This window comes from Sphingomonas hengshuiensis, assembly GCF_000935025.1.
Taxonomy (GTDB): domain Bacteria; phylum Pseudomonadota; class Alphaproteobacteria; order Sphingomonadales; family Sphingomonadaceae; genus Sphingomonas; species Sphingomonas hengshuiensis.
This window is the reverse complement of sequence record NZ_CP010836.1, coordinates 2,248,575-2,270,444: the sequence shown is the minus strand read 5'-3', so window position 1 is coordinate 2,270,444 and position 21,870 is coordinate 2,248,575. Positions and strand designations below refer to the sequence as shown.

Annotated in this window: 21 protein-coding genes; 19 read left to right on the top strand and 2 right to left on the bottom strand. The window is 67.5% G+C overall.

Translation table 11 applies throughout. From position 1 onward, the window contains the following. Positions 1-199: 199 nt before the first annotated feature. The 6 genes from TS85_RS10025 (at position 200) to TS85_RS10000 (ending at position 8,196) form a co-directional block, all read left to right on the top strand. Positions 200-1,120, top strand: coding sequence for a D-alanine--D-alanine ligase (locus TS85_RS10025; protein WP_155006361.1), 921 nt, complete (start codon positions 200-202; stop codon positions 1,118-1,120). Further along, entirely contained in the window at positions 1,117-2,025 is a 909-nt protein-coding gene (locus TS85_RS10020) for a cell division protein FtsQ/DivIB (RefSeq protein ID WP_044331954.1), read from the top strand. Before TS85_RS10025 ends, TS85_RS10020 begins: the two co-directional genes overlap by 4 nt. 5 nt (positions 2,026-2,030) lie before the next feature. After that, positions 2,031-3,290 (top strand): cell division protein FtsA, encoded by a 1,260-nt coding sequence (gene ftsA / locus TS85_RS10015; protein WP_044331953.1) that lies wholly within the window; start codon positions 2,031-2,033, stop codon positions 3,288-3,290. A 110-nt stretch (positions 3,291-3,400) separates the two neighbouring features. Beyond that, a complete protein-coding gene (ftsZ, locus tag TS85_RS10010) occupies positions 3,401-4,882 on the top strand; it encodes a cell division protein FtsZ (protein WP_044331951.1) in 1,482 nt (493 codons plus the stop codon). A gap of 91 nt (positions 4,883-4,973) precedes the next feature. Next, positions 4,974-7,001: a tetratricopeptide repeat protein gene (locus tag TS85_RS10005; protein WP_052507829.1), complete on the top strand. Its 2,028-nt coding sequence runs from the start codon at positions 4,974-4,976 to the stop codon at positions 6,999-7,001. A gap of 28 nt (positions 7,002-7,029) precedes the next feature. Then, positions 7,030-8,196 carry a deoxyguanosinetriphosphate triphosphohydrolase gene (locus TS85_RS10000; RefSeq protein ID WP_044336126.1) on the top strand — a complete coding sequence of 389 codons (1,167 nt, stop codon included), beginning with the start codon at positions 7,030-7,032 and terminating at the stop codon, positions 8,194-8,196. A gap of 60 nt (positions 8,197-8,256) precedes the next feature. Here TS85_RS10000 and TS85_RS09995 read toward each other — a convergent pair whose 3' ends face one another. After that, positions 8,257-8,526, bottom strand: coding sequence for a hypothetical protein (locus TS85_RS09995; RefSeq protein WP_044331950.1), 270 nt, complete (start codon positions 8,524-8,526; stop codon positions 8,257-8,259). 209 nt (positions 8,527-8,735) lie between these two features. On the opposite strand from TS85_RS09995, the gene TS85_RS09990 reads away from it, so the two are divergent. The 8 genes from TS85_RS09990 (at position 8,736) to nagZ (ending at position 16,949) form a co-directional block, all read left to right on the top strand. Beyond that, entirely contained in the window at positions 8,736-10,247 is a 1,512-nt protein-coding gene (locus tag TS85_RS09990) for a DUF1800 domain-containing protein (protein ID WP_173426224.1), read from the top strand. A 3-nt stretch (positions 10,248-10,250) separates the two neighbouring features. Continuing rightward, entirely contained in the window at positions 10,251-11,405 is a 1,155-nt protein-coding gene (locus tag TS85_RS09985; RefSeq protein WP_044331948.1) for a DUF1501 domain-containing protein, read from the top strand. A 91-nt stretch (positions 11,406-11,496) separates the two neighbouring features. Further along, entirely contained in the window at positions 11,497-13,221 is a 1,725-nt protein-coding gene (gene argS / locus TS85_RS09980; RefSeq protein WP_044331947.1) for an arginine--tRNA ligase, read from the top strand. Position 13,222: 1 nt separating this feature from the next. After that, entirely contained in the window at positions 13,223-13,936 is a 714-nt protein-coding gene (locus tag TS85_RS09975) for an SPOR domain-containing protein (protein ID WP_044331946.1), read from the top strand. 69 nt (positions 13,937-14,005) lie between these two features. Further along, positions 14,006-14,266 carry a hypothetical protein gene (locus tag TS85_RS09970; protein ID WP_155006360.1) on the top strand — a complete coding sequence of 87 codons (261 nt, stop codon included), beginning with the start codon at positions 14,006-14,008 and terminating at the stop codon, positions 14,264-14,266. Between the two features lie 131 nt (positions 14,267-14,397). Further along, on the top strand, positions 14,398-14,547 hold the full coding sequence (locus tag TS85_RS25355; protein ID WP_193790685.1) for a hypothetical protein: 150 nt from the start codon (positions 14,398-14,400) through the stop codon (positions 14,545-14,547). A 461-nt stretch (positions 14,548-15,008) separates the two neighbouring features. Further along, complete coding sequence (locus TS85_RS24615) at positions 15,009-15,590, top strand: hypothetical protein (protein ID WP_077228547.1); 582 nt, start codon at positions 15,009-15,011, stop codon at positions 15,588-15,590. Between the two features lie 336 nt (positions 15,591-15,926). Then, the gene (gene nagZ / locus TS85_RS09965) at positions 15,927-16,949 is read left to right on the top strand and encodes a beta-N-acetylhexosaminidase (RefSeq protein ID WP_044331944.1); all 1,023 of its coding nucleotides are present in this window, start codon (positions 15,927-15,929) and stop codon (positions 16,947-16,949) included. Here the strand turns inward: nagZ and TS85_RS09960 are convergent. After that, positions 16,936-18,663 carry a di-heme-cytochrome C peroxidase gene (locus TS85_RS09960; RefSeq protein WP_227698746.1) on the bottom strand — a complete coding sequence of 576 codons (1,728 nt, stop codon included), beginning with the start codon at positions 18,661-18,663 and terminating at the stop codon, positions 16,936-16,938. The two genes, nagZ and TS85_RS09960, sit on opposite strands and share 14 nt — an antisense overlap. Before the next feature lie 248 nt (positions 18,664-18,911). Between TS85_RS09960 and TS85_RS09955 the strand changes: the two genes are divergently transcribed. From TS85_RS09955 to tatC, 5 genes are all read left to right on the top strand, one after another. Then, complete coding sequence (locus TS85_RS09955; RefSeq protein ID WP_044331942.1) at positions 18,912-19,649, top strand: segregation and condensation protein A; 738 nt, start codon at positions 18,912-18,914, stop codon at positions 19,647-19,649. Further along, positions 19,646-20,224, top strand: coding sequence for an SMC-Scp complex subunit ScpB (gene scpB / locus TS85_RS09950; protein WP_044331940.1), 579 nt, complete (start codon positions 19,646-19,648; stop codon positions 20,222-20,224). Before TS85_RS09955 ends, scpB begins: the two co-directional genes overlap by 4 nt. A gap of 109 nt (positions 20,225-20,333) precedes the next feature. Beyond that, on the top strand, positions 20,334-20,567 hold the full coding sequence (locus TS85_RS09945) for a twin-arginine translocase TatA/TatE family subunit (RefSeq protein WP_044331938.1): 234 nt from the start codon (positions 20,334-20,336) through the stop codon (positions 20,565-20,567). Positions 20,568-20,632: 65 nt separating this feature from the next. Then, positions 20,633-21,064, top strand: coding sequence for a Sec-independent protein translocase protein TatB (gene tatB, locus TS85_RS09940; protein WP_044331936.1), 432 nt, complete (start codon positions 20,633-20,635; stop codon positions 21,062-21,064). Beyond that, positions 21,061-21,834 (top strand): twin-arginine translocase subunit TatC, encoded by a 774-nt coding sequence (gene tatC, locus TS85_RS09935; RefSeq protein WP_044331935.1) that lies wholly within the window; start codon positions 21,061-21,063, stop codon positions 21,832-21,834. Before tatB ends, tatC begins: the two co-directional genes overlap by 4 nt. The last annotated feature ends 36 nt before the right edge of the window (positions 21,835-21,870 follow it).

Sequence of the window (21,870 nt, the reverse complement as noted above, 5' to 3'; positions counted from 1 at the left end):
GCACGGGGAGGGGCGCGCACCGTGAATCGGACGTCGAGTCCTTCATTTCCCGTCATGCTGAACTTGTTTCAGCATCCAACCCTCAGCGCGCATATCCGTGGCTTGTTGCGCGGTGGATGCTGAAACAAGTTCAGCATGACGGTGGAAATGGGGGAGGCGCGCAGCCTGATGCGGTGATCGCCTCCCCGTTCCGGGGAGGATTGCTGTGACGCTCCACATCGCCGTGCTGCTGGGCGGCTGGTCCGCGGAGCGCGAGGTTTCGCTGATGTCGGGGCACGATATCGTCGCCGCGCTCGAGAGCCTGGGGCATCGCGTGACGGCGATCGACATGGGTCGCGACGTGGCGGTGAAGCTCACCGAGGCGAAGCCCGATCTGGTGTTCAACGCGCTGCACGGCACGCCGGGCGAGGATGGCAGCGTGCAGGGGATGCTCGACCTGATGGGGCTGCGCTACACGCATTCCGGCATGGTCACGTCGGTGATCGCGATCGACAAGCAGCTTACCAAGCAGGCGCTGGTGCCGCATGGCATCCCGATGCCCGGCGGGCGGATGGTGCGGACCGAGGAATTGTACGAACGCGATCCGCTGCCGCGCCCCTATGTGCTCAAGCCCGTCAACGAAGGCTCGTCGGTCGGCGTCGCGATCGTCACCGACCAGGGCAATTACGGCAACCCGATCGCGCGCGACGCTGCGGGGCCGTGGCAGGAATTCGACGAGCTGCTCGCCGAGCCCTTTATCCGGGGGCGCGAGCTGACGACGGCGGTGCTGGGCGGGGAGGCGCTGGGCGTCACCGAGCTGAAGCCCAAGAGCGGCTTTTACGACTATGCCGCCAAATATACCGACGGGCTGACCGACCATATCTGCCCCGCCGACATCCCCGACGATGTCGCCGATGCGTGCAAGCGGATCGCGCTGGATGCGCACCGGCTGCTGGGGTGCAAGGGCGCGTCGCGTTCGGATTTCCGCTGGGACGACAGCCAGGGCGTCGAGGGGCTGTTCCTGCTGGAGGTCAACACCCAGCCGGGCATGACGCCGCTCAGCCTCGTCCCCGAACAGGCCAAATATCTCGGCATCGGCTATGCCGAACTCGTGCAGCGCATCGTGGACGAAGCGCTGTGAGCCGCCGCCCCGCCCAGCGCACCGCGACGCGGCGCGGGGCCGCGCCCAAGAAGCGCAAGCCGAATTCGCGTCGCCCCAAGCGGCCCGGATTGCTCGACCAGGCAGTCGCGGCGCTGCCGTTCAGCGAGGCGACGCTCCAGCGGATCGCGACCTGGGGCATTGTCGGCACCGTCGGCGCGATCGCGCTCGGCATCGGCGTGTGGATGGGCGTTCCCGCGATGGCGGGCGTTGCGCTGGCCAATGTCGTGGGCGAGGCGGGGCTCAAGGTCGACGAGGTCCAGATCGATGGGCTGAAGCGGATGGACCGGATGACGGTCTATGGCGCCGCGCTCGACCAGGATTCGCGCGCGATGCCGCTGGTCGACCTGGCGCTGGTGCGCGAACGGCTGCTCAAATTCCCCTGGGTCGAGGATGCGCGCGTGTCGCGGCGGCTGCCCAATACGCTGCGCATCTTCATCGTCGAGCGGGTGCCGGGCGCGATCTGGCAAAATCGCGGGCAGTTGATGCTGGTTGATCCCAATGGCGTGCCGCTGGAGCCCGTATCGCGCGACGCGATGCCCGATCTGCCGCTGGTGATCGGCGACGGCGCCAATGCGCAGGAGCCCGCGCGCCGCGCGCTGATGGAGGCGGCGCCCGCGCTCAAGCCCTTGGTCAAGGCCGCGACCTGGATCGGCAATCGCCGCTGGGACCTGACGTTCGACACCGGCGAGCGGCTGCAACTGCCCGAAGGCGAGGCTGAAGCGGCGGAGGCGCTGCGCAAGTTCGCGACGCTGGACGGCGAGCAGCGGCTGTTGGGCAAGGGATCGATCCGGTTCGACATGCGCGTTCCGGGCAATATGGTGGTGCAGCGGCCGAGCGCGCCCACCGTGGCGACGGCGCCGACAAGCATCGTGACAGGGGAGTAGCGGCAATGGCGAAAACGGCACCGGAGGGTTTGATAACCGCTCTCGACGTGGGCTCGTCCAAGGTTTCGGCGCTGATCGCGCAGAAGTCCGACGACGGCCAGCTCGTCGTGCTCGGCACCGGCCAGCGCGAGAGCCGGGGCGTCAAGCGCGGCTATGTCGCCGACATGCACGCCACCGAAATCGCGATCCGCGAAGCCGTCGAGCAGGCCGAGCGCATCGCGGGCACCAATATCGAGGATGTCTGGGTCAGCTTCTCGGCGGGCGGGCTGGTGTCCGATATCGTCAAGCTCGAAGCCGATCTGGGCGGCCACCGCGTCGAGCAGGGCGATATCGACGAATTGCTGCGCGCCGGACGCGACGCGATCGATCCGCAGGGCAAGATGGTGCTCCATGCCCAGCCGACGCGCTATACCGTCGATGGGCTTGCCGGGGTCAAGCGCCCGCTGGGGCTGCATGCCGATCGGCTGGGCGTCGACATCCATGTCGTCGCGACAGAGGGATCGCCGGTGCGCAATCTCGATCTGTGCGTCCGCTCCGCGCATCTCGAGGTGCGCTCGATCATCGCGGCACCGGTCGCCACGGGCCTTGCCTGCCTGACCGAGGAAGAGCGCGAGCTGGGCGTGGCGCTGGTCGAGATCGGCGCGGGGGTGACCAACGTGTCGGTGTTCGCGGGCGGGGTGCTCGCCGGGCTGGCGTCGATCGCGATGGGATCGTCCGACATCACCGACGATATCGCCTCCGCCTTCGGCACGGCGCGGCAATGGGCCGAGCGGACCAAATGCTTCCACGGCTCGGCCAATCTGAGCCCGCGCGACAACCACGAGATGATCGACGTGATGCCGGCGATCCCCGACGACAATGTCGAAGGGCCGCGCATCACCAAGGCGCAGCTCAACGGGATCATCCGCCAGCGGCTGGAACGGCTGATGTCCGAGATCCAGAAGGAACTGAAGAAGCTGGGCTTCGCCGATCCGGTCGGGCGCCAGATCGTGCTGACCGGGGGCGGTGCCGAGCTGAAGGGGGTGGCCGATTATGCGCAGCAATCGCTGGGCAGCGCAGTGCGGGTGGGGCGTCCCAAGGGGCTGATCGCGCTGCCCGAGGCGCATTCGGGGCCGGCCTTTGCCACGCTCGCCGGGCTCGCGCGGTTCGCGGCGGCGGACCCGATCGACCTGCGCGCGCTGGAGCCGAGCCACCAGCTTGTCACCAAAACGAGTACCGGCGCGCTGATGCAGCGCTTGATGGCCGCATTCAGGGCCAATTATTGAAGAAATGCGACAGGCCCCCCTCTTTCCACTAGAGTCGCCGGGGGGCATGGTGCAGAACGACTAGTCAACGTGCCGCTCCATTGCGTCCGCGGCGCCAGGGAGACATTGTGATGAGTATCGAATTCCTTCCGGCTGAGGTCGACGAACTGACCCCGAAGATCACGGTGATCGGCGTGGGTGGCGCCGGTGGGAACGCGATCGCCAACATGATCCGGGCCGAGGTCCAGGGCGTCGAGTTCCTCGTCGCCAATACCGACAGCCAGGCGCTGAAACAGTCGTCGGCGGGGCATCGCATCCAGCTGGGCGCGAAGATCACGCAAGGGCTGGGCGCGGGCTCGCGTCCGGAGATCGGCCGCGCCGCCGCCGAGGAGACGATCGAGCAGGTGCAGAAAGCGCTCGAGGGCGCGCACATGGTGTTCATCGCCGCGGGCATGGGCGGGGGCACCGGCACCGGCGCCGCGCCGGTGATCGCCAAGGCTGCGCGCGACATGGGCATCCTGACCGTGGGCGTCGTGACCAAGCCCTTCTCGTTCGAAGGTCGCCGCCGCGCGCAATCGGCGGAAGCGGGCATCGAAGAGCTGCAGAAGTACGTCGATACGCTGATCGTCATTCCGAACCAGAATTTGTTCCTGATCGCCAATGCCAACACGACCTTCAAGGAAGCGTTCGAGATGGCGGACGAGGTGCTGCAGCAGGGCGTCCGCGGGATCACCGACCTGATGGTCATGCCAGGCCTGATCAACCTGGATTTCGCCGACGTCCGTTCGGTGATGCAGGAAATGGGCAAGGCGATGATGGGCACCGGCGAGGCGGAAGGCGACGACCGCGCGCTGATCGCGGCGCAGAAGGCGATTGCCAACCCGCTGCTCGACGGTGTGAGCATGAACGGCGCCAAGGGCGTGATCGTGTCGATCACCGGCGGCGAGGACATGCGCCTGCTCGAAGTCGACGAAGCCGCGAACCATATCCGCGAGCTGGTCGATCCCGACGCGAACATCATCTGGGGATCGGCGTTCAACCCCGATCTGGAAGGCCGCATCCGCGTGTCGGTGGTCGCCACGGGGATCGATGCCGACGCGCAGGCCAAGCCCGCGCCGGTGGCCGCCGAGCAGCCGCGCGTCTTCTCCTTCGCGACGCCGCGCCGCACCGCCGCCGCCGACTCCGCGCCGCCCGCCGCACCGGCATCGGGCTATGCCGAGCCTGCCCCGGCCCCCGCGCCCGAGCCGATCGCCGAAGCGCCGCGCATCCCCGAGCCCTATGTGCCCGAGCCGCAGCCCGAGCCCGTGGCGCGCTTCGACGATGTGCCCGAGGCCGACGAACTGCTGCTCGGCGAGGAAGCGGCGATGGTGCCGCCGGCACCGGCGGCACCCGAGCCCGCAGCCCCGCCCGCGCCCGAATATGGCAGCCGCCGTCGCTGGCTGACCGGCGGCGAGGACGAGCCGGCCGCGCCCGAGGCCAAGCCGGCCCGGCGTTCGGGGGGCACGTTGTTCGAGCGGATGGCATCCGCGTCGCGTGGTGCGGCCAAGTCCGATGACGACGACAAGGATCCGCTCGATATTCCGCGGTTCCTGCGCAGCCAGAACAACCAGTAACGGCATTCATCGCCGGCGTGCCTCGCTTTGGCGAGCCGCCGGCGATGGGTTATTGGCGGTTCATCGTTTGAGGCGTTTAGGCTGGGCCGACATGAACCGGATTCGCACTTCGCGCGCGTTGGCGCTCGGCCTGATGCTGGCCGCTACCGGGGTGTGTCCCGTTCGCGCGCAGACCGAGATCGTCGCCGCGCCCAATCCCGATGCCGACCGGCTCGCCGAGCAGGTGCGCGCGCTTGCCGCCGATCCGCGCGACGTCAACGCGCTGCTGACCGCGGGGGTGTTGAGCGCCCGGCTGGGGGATACCTCCGCCGCACTCGCCTTTTTCCAGCGCGCCGAAACGGTCGACCCGAGCAATCCGCGCATCCTGGCGGGCAGGGGATCGGCGCTCGTCCGGCTGGAGCGCCCGGGCGAGGCGCTGCGGCTGTTCCAGGGCGCGGAGGCGCGCGGCGTCCCGGTGCGCGACTATGCCGCCGATCGCGGCTTTGCCTATGACCTGCTCGGCTCGCCCGACCTTGCGCAGCGCGACTATGCGCTGGCGATGGCGAGCGGCGACCGTAGCGAGGAGACGCAGCGGCGCTATGCGCTGTCGCTGGGCAGCACGGGGCGAGTCGATGCGGCGATGGCGCAACTCGATCCGCTGCTGCGCAAGAGCGATCGGGCGGCGTGGCGTGCGCGGGCTTTCATCATGGCGATGAACGGCGATGTCGCAGGCGCCGAGCGGATCGCCGCGAGCATGATGCCGGGCACGATGGGCCAGGCGCTCGCGCCCTTTTTTCGTCGGCTGGGGACGCTGTCGCCCGCCGATCGCGCCTTTGCGGTGCATTTCGGCGAATTGTCGCCGACCCAGGCGCGGATGGCCGATGCGCGGCTGGCGCCCGCCTTGCCGCGCTATGTGCCCGAGGCACGCCCGGTCCAGGTCGCCGCGGCGCCGGTGCAGCCGGCCTCCAGCGCCAAGGGCCGCGATCGACGGTCCCGGCGCGAACGCGAGCGCGACGAGCGCGCGGCGCAGGTCGCTGCGACGGCGGCTGCCCGCAGGCCGGTCGAAGTAGCGGCCGCTGCGCCGCTTCCCGCGCCGCCGCAATTCGTTCCGCCGCCGCCCCAGCCGATGGTCCAGCCGCTGCCGACACCAGCACCGACGCCTGCGCCTTCGACCACGCGCGCGCCGGTTCGGCTGGCGGGCAGTGCAATGCAGGCACCCGAGCGGCGTACCACGCTCCGGCAGGGCGGGGCGGGGGAACAGCCCGCCTGGCCGCTGCGGTTCGAAACCGCGCCTGCGCAACCGCCGGAGACGCGCGCGGCGGCTCCAGCTTCGTCCGTGCCGCAGCCCGCTGCGCCAAGCGCAACTGCTGCTGCCCCTGAGCCGCGCCCGGCGACGCCGGAGCCGCGCGCTGTCGAGGCCGCGCCGCCAGTCGCCCAGCCCCAGCCGGAACGCCAGGCCCAGGTCCAGCCCTTGCCTGAGCCCCAGCCGCAGCCGGTACTGGCCCCGCCGCAGCAGCGCGCCGCCGCGCCGACGCCGCCGGGGCCCGCGCGGGTGGGGCAGGAGGATAGCGTGCTCGCGGCGATCATGGGCAAGCTCACCATCCCCGGCGAGGAACTGGAAGTCGTGACGCGGGTCCCCATCGAGCCCGTCCGCGTCGAGCCGGCGCCCGAGCCCGCCCCGGCGCCTGAACCGAAGCCTGAGCCGAAGCCGGCACTCGTGAAGCCCGCGCCGCCAAAGCCTGAGCCCAAGCCGAAGCCGGAGGTCGCCAAGGCCGATCCCGCCAAGGTCGACTCGAAGGCGAAGGCGGGCAAGCCGGACCCCAAGGCCAAGAAGCCCGATCCCAAGAAGGACCCGGTGAAGCTCGAGCCCGCGCGCGCCTGGGTCCAGGTGGCCGGGGGTGCGAATGTCGATACGCTGCCCAAGGCGTGGAAGGCCGTGGTCGCCAAGGCGCCGGTGCTGTTCAAGGGCAAGTCGGCATGGTGGACCCCGCTGCGCGCGACCAACCGCGTGCTCGCGGGCCCGTTCAAGACCGCTGGCGAGGCGCAGGCTTTCGTCAACTCGATCGCCAAATCGGGCCTGTCGGGGTTCGTGTTCACCAGCGAGGCCGGGCAGAAGATCACGCGGCTGGAGGTTAAGTGAGTCGATTGCAATGGGGCGGGGCGGGGCGATGAGCGGTCACGCACCCTGGGCGTGCATGCCCGGCCAGAGCCGCGGGCGGCTGTATCCCGAGCCCGGCGGCGAAGTGCGCGGGCCCCGCGACGCGTTCCAGCGCGACCGCGACCGCGTGATCCACTCGATCAGCTTCCGCCGGCTGCGGCACAAGACGCAGGTGTTCCTCGCGCCCGATGGCGACCATTTCCGCGTGCGGCTCACGCACAGCCTCGAAGTCGCGCAGATCGGGCGGACGATCGCGCGGGCGCTGGGGCTGAACGAGGACCTGACCGAGGCCTTGTGCCTGGCGCACGACATTGGCCACCCGCCGTTCGGCCATGCCGGCGAAGACGCGCTCGAACATGCGCTGGCGGGCGTGGGCGGGTTCGACCATAATGGCCATACGCTGCGCACGCTGACGATGCTCGAGCATCCCTATCCGGCGTGGCGGGGGCTCAACCTCACCTGGGATACGCTGGAGGGGCTGGCCAAGCATAATGGCCCGATCGCGCGGCCCGAATGGGCGCTGGCGGCGGCGGATGCCGAGTTCCCGCTCGAACTGGAGACCTGGCCCTCGCTGGAGGCGCAGGTCGCGGCGATCGCCGACGACATCGCCTATGACAATCACGACATCGACGACGGGTTGCGCGCTGGCCTTTTGACGCTCGACCAGATGATGGCATTGCCGATGGTCGCCGATGGCTGGCGGCGCGTCGAGAAGCAGTTTCCGGGCGTGCCGGCGAAGCGGCTGGTCGGCGAGCTGATCCGGTCGCAGATCGGCGCGATGGCCAACGACCTGATCGCCGCGACGCGCGCGCGGCTGGATGGAAGCGGGATCGAGTCGGTCGCCGATGTGCGCGCGGCGGGGCGGTGCCTCGCGGCCTTCTCCGACGCGATGCGCGACGACGAGCGCGCGCTCAAGCGCTTCATGTACGCCAATCTCTATCACCACCCCAGTCAGTTGGCGGCGGCGGAGGCGGCGCATGGCGTGGTCGCGGGGCTGTTCGCGGCCTATGCCGCCGATGCGACGCTGATGCCCGCCGAGTGGCGCGACGCGCTGCCCGCCGAGGAGCCGTGGCGCAGCCGGCATATCGCCGATTTTATTGCGGGGATGACCGATCGCTACGCGGTCACGCGCTATCGCGAGGCCGTCGGCCCGATCGCCTTGCCCGAGGGGTTCTGACAGCAAAACGGCCCCCGCAGCATCGCTGCGGGGGCCGTTTCGAGTAGCGTGAAGCCGCTATCAGCGCTGCGCGACGACTGCGTTCTCGCTCTTGGGAGCGCGGAACGACACGCGGTTGTTGCTGGCATAGCCATCGACCCAGCCGTTGCGGACGACGAGGCGGAACTTGCCGCCGGTCGAAGCCTTGCCCTCGAGGACGCGGGCATCGCCCTTCGGGGTCACGGTGTAGACATAGGTGACGCCTTCGTGCGTGAAGGTGCGGTCACCGGCCAGGGCGGGGGTTGCGAAAGCGAGGGTTGCTGCCGCTGCGGCGAAAAGAATACGAGCCATGATCTTTACTCCTTGAGGTGGTTCAAGAGTTAGATCCTCATCCCTGGTTTTTGTTCTTGCGCCCCTTTTGTTGCGCTGCACCATTTCGAGCAATCGCAAACGACGTTCGGCGCGGTTGCAGAAATTGCATCTGGAAAACCATCATCGTGACAAACTTGTGCGACAAAGAGCAGATAGCAGGGAGTGTACGGTCGCAAAGGAATCCAGTCGTGACTGATGCCAGTATTGCGTTGAACCGGTTCGGCCTGGGCGCCACGCCGGGGGACCGGCCGGGCGCCGACCCGAAGAAATGGCTGATTGCCCAGTTCGATCGTTTCGAGCCGCGACCGGCTGCGATTGCTGCACTGCCGGGAAGCGCGCAGCTGTGCGATGAGCTCGGTCAGCATTCGGCGCGCGACTCTCAGATCCGACGCCAGGTGAATGCTACGAAGCGCGCCCAGCGCAGGGCGGCGGCACGCGCTGCCGCGGCACCGTCGCCAGCGCCCGATATGGCCATGGGCGAGGCGATGACCGCCCCGCAAACAGCCCCGCAAACAAATGTTAACCCGATCAGCGAAGAGTTGCGCCGTGCCCGCGAAGAGGCACGCGCGCATTATACCGAACAGACCACGGCGCGCGCGCAGGCGGCGGTGACCACTTCGGCGCCGTTTGTCGAGCGGCTCGTCCATTTCTGGTCCAATCACTTCGCGGTCTCGGCGGACAAGCTGGAAACGATCGGGCTGACCGGAACGCTGGAGTTCGAGGCGGTGCGCCCGCATGTGCTGGGCCGCTTCGGCGACATGCTCAACGCAGTGGAGCGGCATCCCTCGATGCTGTTCTTCCTCGATCAGGCGCAGTCGGTTGGCCCGAACAGCCCGGTCGTGCGCGCATCGGGGCGGTCCGGGCGGAAGCGTGGGCTCAACGAAAATCTCGCGCGCGAAATTCTGGAGCTGCACACGCTGGGCGTCCGCACCGGCTATAGTCAGGCGGACGTGACCGAGTTCGCGCGGGCGATGACCGGGTGGACGATCGCCGGAGTAGATCGCCGCCCGCCGTTCCTGGCGCTCGGGCTGACCGGCGAACCGGGCAGTTTCGCGTTCGCCGCCAAAATGCACGAGCCGGGGACCCGCATGATCCTCGGCAAGACCTGGCCGCAACAGGGCGAGGCGCAGGCCGCCGCGGTCCTCGACATGCTGGCGGTCCATCCGGCCACGGCGCGGCATATCGCCACCAAGCTTGCCCGCCACTTTGCGGGAGACGATCCGCCCCCGGCGCTGGTCGCGCGGCTGGAGGCAGCGTTCCTTAAATCGGACGGCGACCTGCCGACGGTATATCGCGCGCTGGTCGCATCGCCGGAATGCTGGGTGCCGCAGCCGGTGAAGTTCAAGACGCCGTGGGAATGGACGATCTCGGTCGAGCGCGCGCTGGGCGCGCAGCAGCAGCGCAAGGGCACGGTCGGGCTGATATCGCAGCTTGGCCAGCCGGTGTGGCGCCCGGGATCGCCCGCCGGCTGGGACGATGTCGCCGGGAGCTGGGCGGGCCCCGATGCGATCATGCGCCGCGTCGAGGCGGCGGAGCGGATCGCGCAGCGTACCCGCGACACGCTCGATCCCCGCGCACGAGCGGCGGAGCTGTTCCCCGGATCGCTCAGCGACGCGACGGCGCAGGCGATCTCGCGCGCCGAGAGCCCGAGCCAGGGCCTCGCGCTGCTGCTCGTCGCCCCCGAAATGATGCGGAGATAAGCCATGTTCAATCGACGCAAATTCATCGCGCTCGGCGCGTCGGCGATCGCGACTTCGGCATTCGGCCCGAAGATGGTGCTCGCGCGCGCCGCGACCGAGCGCCGCTTCGTGTTCATCATCCAGCGCGGCGCCGCCGACGGGCTGATGACGGTGGCGCCGGTCGGCGATCCGGCCTTCGTGACCCAGCGCGACGCGCTCGCGCAGGATTTCGTGGCCGCGCCCAAGCTCGATTCGATGTTCGCGCTGCACCCGGTGCTGGCCAATATCGACGGGCTGTATCGTGCCAGGCAGGCGCTGTTCGTCCATGCCGTCGCCTCGCCCTATCGCGACCGCTCGCATTTCGACGGGCAGAATGTGCTCGAGACCGGCGGGACCTCTGCCTATTCGCTGAAGGACGGGTGGCTCAACCGGCTGCTGAGCCTGTTGCCAAAGGACGACGACAGCGCCATCGCGCTGGCGGCGTCCATTCCGATGGCGTTGCGCGGCCCGGTGGAAGTGGCGAGCTATGCCCCCTCCGCGCTCCCCGACGCCTCGGACGACCTGATCGCGCGCGTATCGAGCATGTACCAGAACGACGCGCAGCTTCATGCCGCGTGGGAACAGGCGACCGCGACGCGGATGCTGACCAGCGAACTGGCCGCCGACAATGGCCGCAACGCCGCCGCCACCGGCGCGCTTGCCGCCAAGCTGATGGCGGCGCCGGGCGGCGCGCGAATCGCGATGATCGAGACCGGCGGCTGGGATACGCATGCCCAGCAGCGCGGGCGGCTGACGGGCCAGCTCAGGGGGCTCGACGCGATGGTCGCGGCGCTCCGCGATGGGCTTGGCCCGCTCTGGTCCGATACGCTGGTGCTGGTCGCGACCGAATTCGGGCGGACGGTGAAGATCAACGGGACGCAGGGCACCGATCACGGCACCGGATCGGTCGCGATGCTGCTCGGCGGCGCGGTGAATGGTGGGCGGGTCGAGGCCGATTGGCCCGGGCTGGCCGACGCGCAGCTCTATGAGGGGCGCGATTTGCGACCGACGCTGGGGCTCGACAATCTGATCCACGGCGCGCTGGCCTCGCATTTCAACCTGTCGCCGGTGCAGACCGCGGCCACGCTGTTCCCCGACATGAAGGGCGGGCGGCTGATGCGCGATCTGGTGCGCGTGTAGTCCCGCTGCGCGCAAAGCCCGGGTGCGGGCCTTTGCGCGCGGTGTGGCTTGGGGTACAGGGCGCGCTCCCTCGCGCAATCTGGACCTTTGCATGACGCTGTATCACCGTTTCGCCGCGCATCTGAACGCCGCCCTGGACGCGCTTGTCGCCGCCGGCGACCTGCCCGGCGGGCTGGAACGACGCGCCGTGACGGTGGAGCCGCCGCGCGACGTCACGCACGGCGACCTGGCGACCAACGCCGCGATGGTGCTCGCCAAGCCGGCGGGCACCAATCCGCGCGCGCTGGCCGAGAAGATCGCTGCCGAGCTGGAGAAGCTGCCCGAGGTTTCGGCCGTGAGCGTCGCCGGGCCGGGGTTCATCAACCTGTCGCTCACCGACGACACCTGGCGCGACGAGCTGACCACGATCGTCGCGGAGGGCGCCGATTATGGCCGCTCGACGCTGGGCGCGGGCGTCAGCGTCAATGTCGAATATGTCTCCGCCAACCCTACCGGGCCGATGCATATGGGGCATTGCCGGGGTGCCGTGGTCGGCGACGCGCTGGCGACGCTGCTGGAGTTTGTCGGGCACCGGGTGATCCGCGAATATTATGTCAATGACGCGGGCGGGCAGGTCGACGTCCTCGCCCGTTCGGCGCATCTGCGCTACCGCGAGGCGCTGGGCGCGACGATCGAGATTCCCGAGGGGCTGTATCCGGGCGAGTATCTGAAGCCCGTGGGCGAGGCGCTGGCCGCCGAATATGGCGACCGCTATGTCGAAGCGCCCGAGGGCGAGTGGCTGGTGCTGTTCCGCAAGTCGGCGGTCGCCGCGATGATGGTGATGATCCGCGCCGACCTGAAGCTGCTGGGCATCGTCCACGAGGTGTTCTCGTCGGAGGCCGAGCTTCAGGCGGCGGGCAAGCCCGAGGCGGCGGAGGCGTGGCTGCGCGAGCGCGGGCTGGTATATGACGGCGTGCTGGAAGCGCCCAAGGGCGAGACGCCCGAGGATTGGGAGCCGGTCGAGCTGCCGCTGTTCCGCTCCAGCCAGTTCGGCGACGACCAGGACCGCCCGATCAAGAAATCGAACGGGCAATGGACCTATTTCGGCGCCGACCTCGCCTATCATTTCCAGAAGGCGCAGCAAGCCGACCAGCTGATCGATATCTGGGGCGCCGACCATGCCGGGACGGTCAAGCGGATCGTCGCGGCGGTCGCGGCGCTGACCGGCGGGCAGACCAAGTTCGACGTCAAGCTGGTCCAGATGGTGCGCCTGCTCCGCGCGGGCGAGCCGGTGAAGATGTCCAAGCGCTCGGGCAATTTCGTGACGCTGGCCGATGTCGTCGGCGAAGTGGGCAAGGACGTGGTCCGTTTCACGATGCTGACGCGCAAGGCCGATGCCCAGATGGATTTCGACTTCGCCAAGGTCGTCGAGGCTTCGAAGGACAACCCGGTCTTCTATGTCCAATACGCCCATGCCCGCATCGCATCGGTGCATCGCAAGGCGGCGGAGGCGGGGATCGACTGTCCCGATGCGGCACTGTCCCTGCTTGATACGGAAGAGCTGGCGCTGGTGAAGCTGGCCGCGCAGTTCCCGCGCGTGGTCGAGGGCGCGGCGCTGGCGCGCGAGCCGCATCGGATCGCCTTCTATCTCTATGACTTGGCGGCAGGCTTTCACGCGCTGTGGAATGCCGGCAACGATCGCCCCGATCGGCGCTTCGTGATCGCCGATCAGACAGGGTTAACGTGCGCGCGACTATATTTGGCGCGCGGGATCGGGCAAATTGTCCGCAACGGCCTGGGGCTGATGGGGGTCGAGGCCGTCGAGGAGATGCATTGAGATGAGTGCGCGCGGGGAGGCTGGATACGGCGATGACGACCGGCTTCCATGGCTGGAAACCGTCGAGGACGAGTATCGCGACGGTCCCTCGATTGGCCGGATCCTATTGCTGATCGTGCTGATATTGCTGGTCGTGGGAGCGGCGGGCTTTGGATATTATTGGTATCAGAAGCAGCAGGGGCTGACCGGCAACGGCGAATTGATCAACGCCGAGGCAGGTGATTACAAGGTCAAGCCCGACCAGCCCGGCGGCATGAAGGTCGAAGGCGAAGGCGACACCGTGTTCGCCACCAGCCAGGGCGCCGCCGCCAATGCCAGCATCAACGCGGGCGCGCTTCCCGAGGCGCCGGTCGAGGGCACGGTCGTGCAGCAACGCGCACCCGTAGCAGGCGGCAAGACCGCGACGATCGCCGTGCCGACCGGCGGCGCGACCCCGGCGCAGCGCCCCGTGGTCGCGGCGCCGCCGCCGACCGCGGCATCGGGCTCGCTGATCCAGCTGGGCGCCTATCCCGACGAGCGCGGCGCCAATGCCGCATGGGCGCGCCTGTCCAAGCGCTTCGCCTATCTCGCACCGCTGGGCAAATCGGTCGAGCGCGGGGAGAAGGACGGCAAGCCAATCTTCCGCCTGCGGGTGAATGCCGGGAGCAATGGCCAGGCGAAGGAACTGTGCGGGAAGCTGAAGGTTGCGGGTGAGAGTTGTTACGTTACGAGTTGAGGGGGCTGGGTTGCAGGGCTTCGCCTCGCTTGCGGGCGCGAAGAGGTAGTGTAGGTTGAGCCGATGACGATGGCAGAGTTGCTCTTGCTCGGTTCGTTGGCTGGACTGCTGATCGGCGTTGTCGTCAGGAGTGACAAGGCCGGCTGCATCGTGTTGCTGTTCGTGCCGGTTCTTGCCGTCTTAAGTACGGCGGTTGAGCAACGCATGTATCCCGATAGGCTTACTGCCTTTAGCGGACTCGACTTTCTGTCGGATCCTTTCTGGTTCAGTCTCGGTGCTCTGTGTGGTTTGATCGTTGGCAGGATCGCGCGCGCCCAGTTGCGGGGGTGATGGCTGACGGTCACGGCGAGAGGTGTCGTGTCACGAGTTGAGGGGTGACTCTGTACGCGCCCCCTTCTGAGGCAGGGCAGTCGCATATCGAATAACCCATTGTCATCCTGACGAAAGTCAGGATCCACTCGGTGCCCCCTAGGGGCAAATCGGTCGAGCGCGGCGAGAAGGACGGCAAGCCGATCTTCCGCCTGCGGGTGAATGCCGGGAGCAATGGGCAGGCGAAGGAGCTGCGCGGGAAGCTGAAGGTCGCGGGCGAGAGTTGCTACGTTACGAGTTGAGGTGCGTGGGGGTCGTTGTCGCGGTAGATCGGGCGGTCCGGCTGTGAGCGCGTAACGTTCGATGACCGGCTTTGGTGGAGAACCACCGCGCCGGGGTGGTGGCCACCGAGCGAAGTTTAGGAAGTTTAGGCGTATGCGCGTTTTTCGGCAGGCCCCGCCACGGGCCGGCGAGGGGATGCGAAGTTTAGGAAGTTTAGGCTCGTGGAGCGTTGGCGGGAACCGCCAGCCGAACATGGGTCGAGCCCGCGAAGCGCGCCGCTTCGTGCACGTGAGGGGGGTATCTTACGGAATCAAAGAGCGGTCGCCGGAAGGCGGCAAGTTTGGAACATATGGGGAACATCGCCGCGATTGCAAGGGGGCGGCTGCTGCGTCGGACGGTACGGGCGAAGCTCGACGCGAGTGCCCGGATTTGGTGGGGGCTGCCGTTGACATGAACGTCGTGTTCGCATCACTAAAAGAGCATGTTTGAGGCCAAACCGTCGTCCCGCGCCGATTTGAAATCTGGAACGCTTTATGCTGTCTCGGGTGAAGCGCAGTGGATTTATTACGGGCAAGTAACCCCGGACAAGCGCGTCGGCTTCTTTCATCGGCGTGACCGCAATGTTGCCTCACCCGCTGATATTCTTTCGGCACCACTTATGGCCGTCATAGGCGTTGCTTATCCATCGATCACACGAGCACTGCGGTCGGGAGCTTGGGCTAAACTTGGACGATTTGAACTGGTTAGCGCCCTCAAAGAGCCCTGGCCGATGGTTCAGTGGCCCGTAGGAACGCTGGTCGTAGGCGTATCGGACGGTGACGCGGAATACGATACTAGGGTGGAAGATCCGGCCATCCAAGACATGGAAATTATGGCGAGCTGGGACGCCGAGCAGCACATACCCGGTCGACTCACCGCTGATTTCGGGAAAGAGGAGGCCCCTTGGCATATTGGGGGGCCGGTGCGGCGACAGCGTCGCGTTAAAGAGGAATATGCTCGCCGGTTCCCGGATGCGCCTTGGCATCAACTGCCACCTGATTGGGTTAAGACCAACGTCTCCTGATCGGCGGAAGTTGTCGTTACGAAATCCTTGCCCGCCAGGGGGAGGTGGCGCCGAAGGCGGCGGAGGGGGAGGAAGCACAGCCGAGCGACGTGCTTCCGCCCCCTCCGTCAGGCTGCGCCTGCCACAGCGGCAGGTCGATCATGCCCCCGGCATGATCTTGGATTGCCGGGGGCAATCCAACCTGTCGCTCCCTGGCGGGGAAGGATTGGAAAGACTGCCATTGGGGGCTAGCTGACCTCTTAAACGACACGTCACCTAGTCAAAATCGCCCCCCCGCCATGCGCTAGGGCAATCGCGCCCTTTCCCGTGCCTCCGCGCATCCGCTAAGGAGCGGCGATGAAACCCGTTATCTTCGGCATTTCCGGCCGCACCCTCACCGCCGATGAGCGTGCCTTTTTCAAGGATGCCGATCCGCTCGGCTATATCCTGTTCAAGCGCAATTGCGGCGACCGGGCGCAGATGCGGGCGCTGACCGATAGCCTGCGCGAGCTGACCGGGCGGGCGGATTTGCCGATCCTGATCGACCAGGAGGGCGGGCGCGTGGCGCGGATGCAGCCGCCCGAATGGCCGGCGTTCCCGGCGGGGGCGGTGTTCGATGCGCTGTACGATGTCGCGCCGATCTCGGCGATCGAGGCGTGTCGGGCGAGTGCGCAGGCGCTGGGGATGATGCTCGCCGAAGTGGGCGTGACGGTGAATTGCGCGCCGTTGCTCGACGTGCGCCAGCCCGAGGTGACGCCAGCGATCGGCGACCGCGCCTTTGGTGGCGAGCCGATGCGCGTCGCGGCGCTGGGGCAGGCGATGCTGGAGGGGATGCGCCGTGCGGGCGTGGTCGGGGTGGTCAAGCATATGCCGGGGCATGGCCGCGCGCTGGTCGACAGCCATTTGGAGCTGCCGCGCGTGACCGCGGACGACGCGGCGCTGGCGAGCGACATCGAACCCTTTGCGACGCTCCGCGATGCGCCGATGGCGATGACGTGCCATGTCGTGTTCGACGCATGGGACGCCGAGCGCCCCGCGACGCTTTCCCCGACGGTCATTCGTGACGTGATCCGGGGGCGGATCGGGTTTGACGGGCTGTTGATGACCGACGATATCGACATGAAGGCGCTGAGCGGCACGGCGGGCGAGAAGGCGGCGGGTGCGCTGGCGGCGGGGTGCGACGTGGTGCTCGATTGCTGGGCGCGGATGGACGAGATGGTCGAGATCGCCGGGCTGATCGGCGAGGCGACGCCCGAATGCCGCGCCCGGCTGGACCGCGCGATGGCGACCATCGCGGGCGGCCCCGAGCCCGCCGAGTTCGCCGCGCTGGTCGCCCAGCGCGACGCACTATTGGCGCTGGTCCCCGCTACAGCATCTTGAGGAATTCGAGCAGCGCGGTCTTTTCCGTGTCGCTGAATTCGGTGCCAAATTCGTGGCCGCAGCGGCTTTTGCCCGAATTGGGTTTGTCGCATCCGGTGGTGGCGGTCACGTAATTGCCGTCCTGCTCGGCGGCGATGCCGATTTTCGTGAGGTCGTAGTTGCGGCCCATCTTGAAGCGCTCCGGGCGCTGCGACGCCGGCTTGAGCAGGTCGGCCAGCGTCGGGACCGATCCGTTATGGAGATACGGCGCCGCCGCCCAGATCCCGTAGAGCACGCGCGATTCATACGAGCCCGTCGTCGGCGCCGCCGCTTTCAGATCGGGGAAGGCGCCGGTGAGGTCGCTGAGCGACGCCTGTAGCGTCGCGTTGTTCTTCGCGCTGGGCGCTGCCTTGGACTTGAACGGATTGGCCTGTTGCACGATCGAGCCCACCACGGAGAAGCCGAGCAGTTCGAACGCCGTGGCATTGGCGGGAAGCGGCTTGCTGAAGAAGAACAGCTTGCCCCCGGTGAGCGAGCCCGAATTCACCACCCGGCCCAGAATGTCCCATTCGCGCGTATCGGTGCCGACATTCTGGATCGGCGTCGCCCAGGTGGGAGTCAGCCCGCGAAACGCGCCGGGCTTCTGGTCGTGGCACGTGGCGCAGCTCTGGTTGCCGAGCGACGGTTTCTTCCACACCGCCGCGCCCTGTTGGGCAAGCGCCGGATCGATCTGCCACGGCCAGGCCGGTGCGCCGATCTGGGTGATGAGGGTTTCCAATTTGCCGAGGCCCCCGAAATCGGCCGAGTTGTCGGCGAGGAAATCATAATAGCCGCGACCCTTGCTCACCGGGTGGAAGGTGCCGAACACGCCATAGACTTCGCCCAGGTTGCGCGCGAGGCCGAGCAGCGAATTGCCGTTGGCGGCGAAGCCCGGCCATTGCGTCCGGTCCTGCCGCGATGCGTTCCACAGGAACGGATAGCGCACGGGCGCATCGGCCAGCATGATGTTGGACTGGATGATGTAATTATTGGACGACGGGCCGATATCGACGCCGGTCAGCCGGTCGAAGATCATGCTGACGGCATCGAGCCGCCCCAGACCCCACATATCGGGGTTTGGATAGGCGCCGGTTCGAATCGCGTTCTCGCGCGAATACCATTGCGCGACCGACAAGTTGAGTTCGGCAACCGCCACCGGATCGGGATTGGGGCCGAGAACCGCCGTCGCAAAGGCCAGGAAGGCGGGATCGCCGGTCCCCTTTGCCACCCGTCCCACGGCATCGACCATATCGGTCAGGAAATTCTGGAAATCGCTCAGCGCGGGGCCGCCATCGACGCGGTAGCGGGTTCCCGCAACGGCGATGTCGCGCGTGTGGCACGCCGCGCAGTTCATGCCCACGACTTCGCTGCCGCTGATCCCGGCCAGCGTGAAGCCGATGGGCAGGCCGGTGCCATTATTATAGGGGTTGGCGAGATAGCCATAGCGCTGGAGCTGGTCGGACAGGAACGGCTTGCCGTCCGGGCCGGTCAGCGCCTTCATCCAGGCAAAGGGGATCATCTGCGATCCCTGGTCCTGGGTATAGAAGCTTGCGCGCTGCGCCGTCTGCCACGCCGAACCCTGTTCGAGATAGACGAGGGGCGCGGGTGCCTGCGCCGAGGCGATGGTGTTTGGCAGGCAAAGCGCAGTCGAAAGGGCAAGCGCCGCCATGGCGCGAAAGGTTAATGCTCGCGACATCCTGAATCTCCAGAACTAAATGCACAGGAAAGCTACATGTTACACAAAGCTTATACCGTCCGCTTCACGCACGACCTGGGCATGGCGGGGCATTGTTCTGGCACGGCATTTACGAATGTTTGCCGAGTCTAAATAATAAATACGCCTCACCGAGAAGAGCGTCAATCGAGTCTACAGCCGAAATGGTTGCGCCGGTGCGCAGTTTCGGGGAGGGTGACTTCCGGCGCCGGCCCTGCTTAAGTCGCGCGATGAGCGATGCCGCGCCCGATGAAACGCTGAAGATCGACATTGAGGGGTGGGAAGGCCCGCTCGACCTGTTGCTGACGCTGGCGCGCAACCAGAAGGTCGACCTGCGGCAGATTTCGATCCTCCAGCTCGTCGAGCAATATCTCGATTTCGTCGCCCAGGCGCGCGAGCTGAAGCTGGAGCTGGCCGCCGATTATCTGGTGATGGCGGCATGGCTCGCCTATCTCAAATCGGCGCTGCTGCTGCCCCGCGATCCCGAGGAAACGCCGAGCCCCGAGGAACTCGCGCTGCGGCTGCAATTGCGGCTGGAGCGGCTGAACGCGATGCGTGAGGCGGGGGCGCGGCTGGTGGCGCGCGACCGGCTGGGCCGCGACGTGTTCCTGCGCGCGGCGCCCGAGGGGCTGCGCGTGGTGCGCAAGGGGCGGTATGAGGCCGAGATCTACGACCTGATCGCCGCCTATGGCCGGATCAGCGCGCGCACCCGCCCGGTGATGCATGTCGTCGCGGTGCGCGACGTGATGACGCTGGAGGAAGCGATCGAGCGCGTGTCGGCGCTGATCGGCGCGCGCGTCGAATGGAGCGCGATCGAAAGCTTCCTGCCCGACGGCGCGACCGGCATGTATCGCAAATCGGCGCTCGCCTCGTCGTTCGTCGCGGCGCTGGAGCTGGCGCGGCAGGGGCGGGTGGAGCTTCAGCAGAAATCGCCCTTCGCGCCGCTCTATCTGCGGGCGGGCGCATGAACGCGGCGGAGTCGCTCGAGCGCGCGGTCGAGGCGGTGCTGTTCGCGGCGGAGCAGGCGCTGTCGGTCGACGACCTGCGCGCGCATGTCGGGCAGGAGGCCGATGTGCGCGGCGCGCTGGCGGCGCTGGAGGCGCGCTATGCGGGGCGGGGGATCGAACTGGTCCGGCGCGGCGACCGCTGGCATTTCCAGACCGCTGCCGACCTGGCGCATCTGCTCCGCCGCGACCGCGAGGACAGCCGCAAGCTGAGCCGCGCGGGGATCGAGACGCTGGCGATCATCGCCTATCACGAGCCCGTGACGCGCGCCGAGATCGAGGCGATCCGCGGCGTGCAGATTTCGAAGGGCACGATCGACGTGCTGATGGAGGCGGGATGGGTGCGCCCCGCCGGGCGCCGTGAAGTGCCGGGGCGCCCGCTGACCTATGCCACCACGGCGGGATTCCTGACCCATTTCGGGCTGGCCAGCCGCCGCGACTTGCCCGGAATCGACGATCTGCGCGCCGCCGGGCTGCTCGATCCGGTGGACCTGACGCTCGATCTGGCCGAAAGCGAAACTGTCATCGAAGGCGAATAGGGCTCGCGCCACCGATTCGCCGCCCCGGACAACATGCCGGGGCGATCACAGCCGTTGCCGTAAGCGCTTGGCGGGCCTAGATAGGGCTCCGCGTACGAGGAGATTTTCGATGGGTAGCATGAGCCTGATGCACTGGCTGATTGTCGGCATCCTGGTGATTCTGTTGTTCGGCGGCAGCCGCTTCTCGAACATGATGGGCGACGTCGCCAAGGGCATCAAGCAGTTCAAGAAGGGCATGGCCGAGGACGACGAGGCACCAAAGCCCGCCGCCCGCATTGAGGGCAAGCCGGCCCCGGAGCCGGGCTTCCAGACCGAAGCCGAGCGCACGCGCGAAGAGCGCTGATCCGCCTTCCTTCTTCCTTCGATGCGTTGCGGGCCCCGCGTCGGACCCGTGTGGGGCAATGGTGAATGTTTGACGTCGCGCCGCAGGAGTTGCTGCTTGTCGCCGTGGTGGCGCTTCTGGTGATCGGTCCCAAGGATTTGCCGCGCGCGATGCGTTTTGTCGGCAAATGGGTGGGGAAGGCGCGCGGCGTCGCGCGTCAGTTCCGCTCGGGGATCGACACGATGATCCGCGAATCCGAACTGGCCGACATGGAAAAGCAATGGGCGGCGGAGAATGAGCGGATCATGCGCGAGCATCCGGTCGCCACGCTGCCCGCGCCCGATGCCGCCGACGCACACACGCCGATTGACGATCCCGCGCCGGTGATGGTCGAACAACCCGCGATCCTGCCCGCGCCCGAGGCACCCGCCGCATCTGAGCCGGCGACCGACGAAAAGCCCAAGCGCGCGCGCAAGCCCAAGGTTGCTGCCGCCGCAGCAGAAGATACCCAGCCGTGAGCGATGAAATCGACGACACCCAGGCGCCGCTGCTCGATCATCTGATCGAATTGCGCCGTCGGCTCCTATGGTCGGTCGCCGCATTGGCTGGCGCTTTCGCGGTTTGCATGTATTTTGCCCGTGCCATCCTGAGCATGCTGGTCGCACCGCTCAAGGCCGCGGGGCAGGTGACGATCATCAATACCGCCGTCACCGGCGGGTTCATCGTCGAGATCAAGGTGGCGTTCTTCGCCGCGCTGATGATCGCGTTTCCGGTCATTGCCAACCAGCTATGGCAGTTCGTCTCGCCGGGGCTGTACCGCAAGGAAAAGCAGGCGCTGCTGCCGTTCCTGCTCGCGACCCCGGTGCTGTTCACCGCGGGCGCGTGCATGGCCTATTTCGTCGCGATTCCCGTGGCGCTCAAATTCCTGCTGGGATTCCAGGGCGAGCTTGCCGGGGGCGTGCAGCAGACGGCGATGCCCGAGGTGAACGAATATCTGAAATTCGTGATGCAGTTCATCTTCGGCTTCGGAATATCGTTCCTGCTGCCGGTGCTGCTGATGCTGCTCGAGCATGCGGGCATCGTGACCTATGAGCAGCTCAAGGGCGCGTGGCGCTATGCGACCGTCGGGGCGTTCGCGCTCTCCGCGGTGCTGACTCCCCCCGATATCGGGTCGCAGCTGCTGCTGGCGATCCCGCTGGTGGGCCTGTATTTCCTCGCGCTCGTCGCGATCCGGTTCACGCGCAAGCGGCGCGACCGGGCGGCGGAATCGGAAGCCGAAGCCGCCTGACGGCCCCTCCCGGTCGGGGGAGGGGCGCGCCGTATT